Annotated in this window: 7 protein-coding genes; all 7 read right to left on the bottom strand. The window is 63.5% G+C overall.

Features of this window, described 5'->3' with window-relative positions; translation table 11 throughout:
* Positions 1-42: 42 nt before the first annotated feature.
* Complete coding sequence (locus PROAA_RS09980; protein WP_186411198.1) at positions 43-249, bottom strand: hypothetical protein; 207 nt, start codon at positions 247-249, stop codon at positions 43-45.
* Positions 246-1,310, bottom strand: a complete 1,065-nt coding sequence (locus tag PROAA_RS09975) for an AI-2E family transporter (RefSeq protein ID WP_186411197.1) — start codon at positions 1,308-1,310, stop codon at positions 246-248. Before PROAA_RS09975 ends, PROAA_RS09980 begins: the two co-directional genes overlap by 4 nt.
* 117 nt (positions 1,311-1,427) lie before the next feature.
* A complete protein-coding gene (locus tag PROAA_RS09970; protein ID WP_186411196.1) occupies positions 1,428-2,309 on the bottom strand; it encodes a Tim44 domain-containing protein in 882 nt (293 codons plus the stop codon).
* 131 nt (positions 2,310-2,440) lie between these two features.
* A complete protein-coding gene (gene htpX, locus PROAA_RS09965) occupies positions 2,441-3,316 on the bottom strand; it encodes a protease HtpX (protein WP_186411195.1) in 876 nt (291 codons plus the stop codon).
* Positions 3,313-3,597, bottom strand: a complete 285-nt coding sequence (locus PROAA_RS19130; RefSeq protein ID WP_245664237.1) for a hypothetical protein — start codon at positions 3,595-3,597, stop codon at positions 3,313-3,315. Before PROAA_RS19130 ends, htpX begins: the two co-directional genes overlap by 4 nt.
* Before the next feature lie 27 nt (positions 3,598-3,624).
* Positions 3,625-4,566: a YcjF family protein gene (locus PROAA_RS09955; protein WP_186411194.1), complete on the bottom strand. Its 942-nt coding sequence runs from the start codon at positions 4,564-4,566 to the stop codon at positions 3,625-3,627.
* Positions 4,567-4,583: 17 nt separating this feature from the next.
* A partial coding sequence (locus PROAA_RS09950) for a VC0807 family protein (RefSeq protein WP_186411193.1) occupies positions 4,584-5,184 on the bottom strand: 601 nt, incomplete at its 5' end.

Here is a 5,184-nt window from a genome sequence, read left to right as displayed (position 1 = left end):
TCCATCTCAATTCGACATCAGCATAATCAGAAAGTTCATTCTTCATTGTGCCGAATCAATAGGCACGGCCGTCGACACGGTGAGTCCGGACTGGGTGTAGCGAAGGCGGCGATATCGGTCGCGACCAGCAGTCGCGACACACGCAGCGCCGTTGCAGCGCTCGGCACGCCCTTGAGAAACAGTTCGCCGCCGATGCCCGCGGGCCACCGCACCGAGCATGGCCAGCAGGTCGCAGGCGAAAGGCGTCATGACCCGGGTTCCGACGGGGCATCCAGGTGCGCCGTCCACTCCCCCCATACCGCCCAGGCCACTGCGAGCACGACCGGGCCGGCAAAAAGGCCGACCAGGCCGAACGCTAGAATGCCGCCCAGCACGCCGAACAGAACCAGAAGAAAAGGAATGTCGCCGATGCTGCTGATGAATATCGGCCGCAACACGTTGTCGATCTGGCTCACCACCGCTGCGCCCCACAGCCAAACGCCGATGGCCGCTCCGGTCTCGCCTTGAAGCAGCAGCCAAGCGCCGGCACTGCCCCAGGCGATGGGCGTGGCGAACGGAATCAGGGCGAACAGTGCGGTGATGATGCCCAGCATCACGGGCGAGCCCAGTCCGGCCACCCAGTAACCCAGCCCGGCCAGGGCGCCCTGCACGATAGCCGTGAGCAGGAAACCGTAAACCACGGCGCGGGTGGTGGCGCCAGCGGCTGAGAGATAGGCATTGGTGCGGGGACCTAGAAAACGCGCGAGCACATGGCGCAGTTCGCGCACCATGCGTGCGCCATCGCGGTAGACGAAAAACAGGGTCATCAACGCGAGTGCAAGCTTGGCCAGGTTTTTGCCAAGTCCGCCAGCGAATGACGCTACTTCGTTGGCGTGGCCGGCGAACCATGCTTTGGCGGCGACGATCATGCCTTGCGGATCGTCCAGCAATGCAGTCCGTTGATGCACCAGCCAGTCGCCGAGCCAGGGCGCGCCAGTCAGCCAGTCAGGCAGTTCCGGTGGCGCGGCCACGAAAGACCGCACGGCTGGGTAGAGCTGTCCCACCTCATCCTGCGCCAGCCATATCAGCCAGACCAGCGGGACAACCAAGGTCAGTCCCGCCAGCGCGGTGGCCAGGCCGGCGGCCAGGGTATCGCGCCCGCCACAGCGTCCGCGCAGCCGTTCCATCAGCGGCCAGGAAGTGTAGGCGATGATCCCTGCCCACGCCAGCGGAGCCAGAAATGGCGACATCACTAAGCCGACCAGTGCCGTCAGGCCCGCCAAGGCGAGCCAAGGCACCAGGCGACTGTAGGGGGAAGATGAGTCGGGCATGCGATGTCAGACCACCGCCCCGAGCAATGTCAGGAAGTCATGGAAGGAGATGCTCATGCAAACAGGCTCCGCAGAGGATGGGGTAAAGAATACACCTGCGGACCCGATGCATGAACATCAGCTTTGCTGTATGCCGGCGATGGTCCAGCCGCGGCTGCCATCAAGCGGCTTGGTCAGATGCCAGACTTCACTAAAGGCTTCCGGCGCAGCATTCACCTCTTCGCGCAATTGGCCGGAGAAGCGCACGCTCGCCAATGCCCGGTTGGCTTCGGTGCTGACATCGAGCAATTCGGCATCGAGGTGCATGACGTCGGTGACTTGCGCCTGTTGATTGCGCTCCTGCCACTGCATCTGGATTTCGGCCGCCATCTCGGGGCTGCAGAACTGGCGAATATCCTCCATGTCGCCGCGGTCGTTGGCGGCCTGCAAGCGGATGAAGTTGAGCTTGGCCTGACGCAGGAAGCCTTCGACATCGAAGTCGGCGGGAACATTTGCGGCGGGCGCAGTCGTTGCCGCAACTGCGGCCGGGCCACCGGCGGATACCGGAGAAACGAACGGTTCGCTGGCACGCGGCGGTTCCACGCCAGCGGGCATGCCGGCATACTGCATGCCCGGCTGTGCGCTAGCGGGTTGGCGCATCCTCAGGAACCAGCGCACGGCCAGCACGACGACCAGGCCGAGCAGCACCATCGTCATGATGCTGGCCATGCCCTCGCCCATGCCCAGATGCGAGAACAGTGCTGCCAGGCCGATACCGGCCGCCAGTCCGGCCAGCGGGCCCATCCAGCGGCTCATCCCGGAAGCCGGGGCAGCGGCGGGTGCCGCCGCTTGCGTCGGCGCAGCGGCCGGCTTGGCCGGCACGGCTTCACGTTTCATTACCGATGAATCACGGTTGAACCCGGAGGACTTCCCCCCACCCAGCCGTTTGGCCTCGGCATCCTGAACCATCGCGCCGACGCCCACCACGACGGCAAACAAGGCAATTGCAATACGTTTCATGGTGATTCTCCTTTTAGGTGTACAGAAAACTGCTCATGGAAAACGGAAAAAAGGGGGCAACCGATACTGTGCGGAGGCAAGGGTCGCCAGTCCGCCACCGATCAAGGCCAGTGGTCTTTGTCGGGGTTTCATCAATGCCCCGCATCGTTGCGCAGTGCCGCGATGCGCTCTGCCAGCGGCGGGTGGGTCATGAACAGGCGCTTGATGCCGCCGCCACCGCTGATGCCGAAGGCCGCCATTTTTTCCGGCAGAGGTGCGGGATGCAGCGAATTCAACCGCTCCAGCGCGGCGATCATATGCGGCCGCCCGGCGAGCGCGGCGCCGCCCCGGTCGGCGCGGAATTCGCGCTGGCGTGAGAACCACATGACGATGATCGAAGCGAGGATGCCGAGCACCAGTTCGGCGACGATCATGGTGACGAAGAAGGCCGGTCCATGGCCGCGTTCGGTCTTGAACACGACGCGGTCGACCAGATGGCCGATGACGCGCGAGAGGAACATGACGAAGGTGTTCACCACGCCCTGGATCAGCGCCAGCGTCACCATGTCGCCGTTGGCGACGTGGGCGATTTCGTGACCGATGACAGCTTCGGCCTCGCTTCTCGACATCTGCTGCAACAGGCCGCTGGAAACCGCCACCAGGGAACTGTTCTTGCTCATGCCAGTGGCGAAGGCGTTGACCTCGGGCGTGTCGAAAACGCCCACCTCGGGCATCTTGATGCCGGATTTCGCCGAGTAGGTGCGCACCGCTTCCATCAGCCAGAACTCCGTCGAGTTCGCCGGCGTCTCGATCACCCGAACGCCCATCGCCTTCTTCGCCGACCACTTGGAGATGGCCAGCGAGATGAAGGAACCGCCAAAACCCATGACCGCGGCAAAGATCAGCAGCGACGTGAGATTCAGTCCGTTGGCATTCAGATAGGGCTCGACGCCCAAGAGGCGCATGGTGACGGACAGCACCAGCACGATGGCCATGTTCGTGGCGAGGAAGAGAAAGATGCGTTTCATGGGTTCGCCTTGGCGGTGAGGTTTGGAGACGGGGACGTTGTGCCGACCGCAAGCATGGCGTTGAACAGGTTAAGCATGGTGAAGGTCGCCACCAGGATGAAGGGGACGAAGAAAGCCCATGCGTAAGGGAAGTTCTCCATCACCGGGCGGGCGATGCCCATCGACCAGCTTTCCAGGGTCATGAAGTAAACGATCATCAACAGCAAGGCCCCGACCACGCGCGGCTGCTCGACCCAGGCGCGTACCCGCTGGCGTGCGTCGCTTGCCGGATGTTCATTCATGTTCGTACTCATGGCGTTCAGGGTTAATCAGGCGCCGCGCACCATGGCCATCACCCGGCCCATGTCGAGCGTGCCCGCCTGCTCCCGGATCTGCGGCAGGTATTGCGTCTGCATCTGTTTGGCGGGGCCGAGCAGGTTCTGGAACGTTTCTTTCAGCATTGCCGTGTTCATCGCCCGCCCGCCGGCGTAATAGCGTTTGGCAAGCTGCCCCAGCGCGTAGGTAGTGGCGAAGGAGAAGGCCATGCCGGTGGCCGCGCCGCCGATCTTGCCGAAAGTCTTGCCGGCGGCCTTGCCGAGCAGCCCGCCCAGCAGCTTGCGGCCGAACTGTTCGAGGTATTGCGAGGTGAGGCCGACCCCGGCGGCGGCGATGAATTCCTTGATGTGGCCCTGGTCGAGGCTGACCCCGTGGGCGCGGCCGATGCCGTACACCATCTTGATCTGCAAGGGGATGATGGCCATCGACGCCCAGGACTGCGGCAGCAGTTCCAAGGCGCCATTCATCAGCGCGTAGTTGAGGATGGACTTGTCCAGTTCCGCTTCACTCACGTTCGGCTGCGCCGCCACCACCGGGCCTGACGCTGCGACCTCGCCGAGTTCGACGATGGCGTCGGCATCGCGCTCGAAGGCAGCGGCCTGCCCCGCGTCGAGCTTCAACAAGGCTTTCAGTTCATTCAGAAAGCGTTGCTCGGCCTCGCTCTGGCGGCCGTCGGCATCGCATACGCACACCGCCATTTCATAGGCGAGTTGGCGCTCACCGGGGTCGGTCAGCCCGGCGGTGGCCGCTTCCAGGCTGACGCGCTTGAGCAGCACATCCTGGTAGAGTCGGGCGAGTTCGGGTGCGCCTGCTTCGCCACCCAGGGATTCGGCGATGCGGCGAATCTCCTCGCGCTCGCGGTCGTGCTTGGTGCCGTCGGCGAAGGCGGCATACAGGGCAATGGCGAGGATGGATTTCTGCTGTTCAGCGTTCATGGTCACGTTCCAATCGTTTAGTGTTTGAGTGCGTCCGTCAGTTTCAATCCGGCGAGCGTGTGGATCGTGCGTACCAGATAGTAGAGCGCCGCCGCCATGATCAACATCGACGGCAACGCGATCATGGGATAGGAGAGCAGCGTGAGTCGCCCCAGTTCTTCGTTGAAAGCGGTCGTGCCCGACGGGCTGGTAACGATCCAGGTGGCGAGGATGTAGTTCATGACAGCGGAGAAGAAAAACGAACCGGCCAGCATCCATGTGGTTGTTTTCAGGCGCACCTCGAAGATGGCGAGGTTGCCGCGTTCGTCGAGCGCCTGCTTTATCCGTTCCACATCCATGAGCGCCGGGGAGAACAGGATCACGCGCACCAGCGGATTGCGGGTGTAGGCGGAAATTGCCACCGCCAGGCCGATCAGGCCGGGAATGGCGGCTTCCTTGACGGCCAGCCACTGCGTATCCAGTTGCAGCAGGCCGATGCCGCCGGTGAGCAGGACACTGACCAGGCCCAGCACCGCAAACAGGTTGACGCGGTGCTCGCGCAGTAGCGAGCGCGCTCCCCAGGACAGAGGGAAAGCCAGTGCCAGCAGCAGCGCGTTGACGGCGCCCAGGCTTTCCGGA

This window comes from Candidatus Propionivibrio aalborgensis (genome assembly GCF_900089945.1).
In the GTDB taxonomy this organism is placed as follows: Bacteria; Pseudomonadota; Gammaproteobacteria; order Burkholderiales; family Rhodocyclaceae; genus Propionivibrio; species Propionivibrio aalborgensis.
This window is presented reverse-complemented; position numbering and strand designations above follow the sequence as displayed.

Bases quoted from the DNA above. Each gene is read 5' to 3' on its own strand.
- PROAA_RS09980 (WP_186411198.1), bottom strand. From the start codon at position 249: ATGACGCCTTTCGCCTGCGACCTGCTGGCCATGCTCGGTGCGGTGGCC.
- PROAA_RS19130 (WP_245664237.1), bottom strand. From the start codon at position 3,597: ATGAATGAACATCCGGCAAGCGACGCACGCCAGCGGGTACGCGCCTGG.
- htpX (WP_186411195.1), bottom strand. From the start codon at position 3,316: ATGAAACGCATCTTTCTCTTCCTCGCCACGAACATGGCCATCGTGCTG.
- PROAA_RS09970 (WP_186411196.1), bottom strand. From the start codon at position 2,309: ATGAAACGTATTGCAATTGCCTTGTTTGCCGTCGTGGTGGGCGTCGGC.
- PROAA_RS09975 (WP_186411197.1), bottom strand. From the start codon at position 1,310: ATGCCCGACTCATCTTCCCCCTACAGTCGCCTGGTGCCTTGGCTCGCC.
- PROAA_RS09955 (WP_186411194.1), bottom strand. From the start codon at position 4,566: ATGAACGCTGAACAGCAGAAATCCATCCTCGCCATTGCCCTGTATGCC.